We start from the raw sequence: 259 nt of genomic DNA, 5'->3' as shown, positions 1-259 counted from the left end.
CTGGAAGATCTCGCAGTCAAAGCTGGATAAGAGAGAAGTCTATACGAATAGAAGAGTTATTAGGCAAGTGGAAGGAAGAGTGGACAAGTCCTTCTCAAACGGAAGCGCTGAAAGGGATGATTACGCTGCTTCTAACACTTCAAGCCCAATTGAAGCAGTTAGAACAGCAAATGGAGGAGATATCTGTTCAGCTACCAGAAGTGGATTTATTGAAATCCATTCCTGGGATTGGAGAAAAGCTTGCAGCGGCTATAGTGGC

At 44.4% G+C, this 259-nt stretch carries 1 pseudogene; it reads left to right on the top strand.

Features of this window, described 5'->3' with window-relative positions:
* Window positions 1-259, top strand: a pseudogene (locus tag BBG47_RS30355) (IS110 family RNA-guided transposase); the annotation flags it as partial.

The sequence above is a fragment of the Paenibacillus sp. KS1 genome (genome assembly GCF_001680695.1).
Lineage (GTDB): Bacteria > Bacillota > Bacilli > Paenibacillales > Paenibacillaceae > Paenibacillus_B > Paenibacillus_B suaedae.
Note: the sequence above shows the minus strand (reverse complement) of the source record. Positions and strands in the feature narration are given on the sequence as shown.